The organism is Oleiphilus sp. HI0079 (assembly GCF_001635105.1).
Map to the genome: position 1 here is coordinate 1 of NZ_LWFT01000512.1, position 642 is coordinate 642.

1 pseudogene is annotated in these 642 nt (G+C 49.4%); it reads left to right on the plus strand.

The features are described from left to right. Positions 1-642, plus strand: a pseudogene (locus tag A3750_RS26015) (hypothetical protein); the annotation flags it as partial.

The following is a 642-nucleotide window of genomic DNA, read 5'->3' on the forward strand; positions in this document are numbered from 1 at the left end:
AAACGCCGGTTCGGTAACGAATCCAGATACCAGCACTGCGGTGTATCCAATTTTCTCCCCAGCAGAGAGCAAGCTTCCAATACCTAATGATTTGATTTTTGATTCAGAAGCGGGTGATGGCAGCTTCTCAGTTAGCGATACATCCCCACCAGTTACAACTGCTCTGAACGGATTAAGCGGCGCATCGACCATCGCACCGATCGATATTTCTTTGAGCGGCCTCATTGATCCTGCATCAATCAAAGGCCCAGGCGACGCGGATCAAAACGTTTGGCTTATCGCTCTTGATTACGCGAGCGGCGACCCAGTACAAGGATTATCAAACCAAGAGCCACCAAATGTAGCTGGCGTGGCGACTCCACCAGTTCCTGCTGACATCGTTGCAGCTCAGCCAACCTACACGGTTGAACATAAGGTGCTAGACGGCAATTCAACGATTAGAATCCATCCAGTTTCAAGCCCTCTCGCTGAAAGAACGCGATTTGTTGTAGCGATTACAAACGGTATAACCGACACACAAGGGAATGCAATTGTTCCATCTCCTGGTGCAGCTGGGTACGAAGCACTTACCAAGACTGATGCAGAAGTGCCATTAAATGGTGCACTTGCAGCTTTAGCGCCGGTTCGAGCCTTAATTAATGG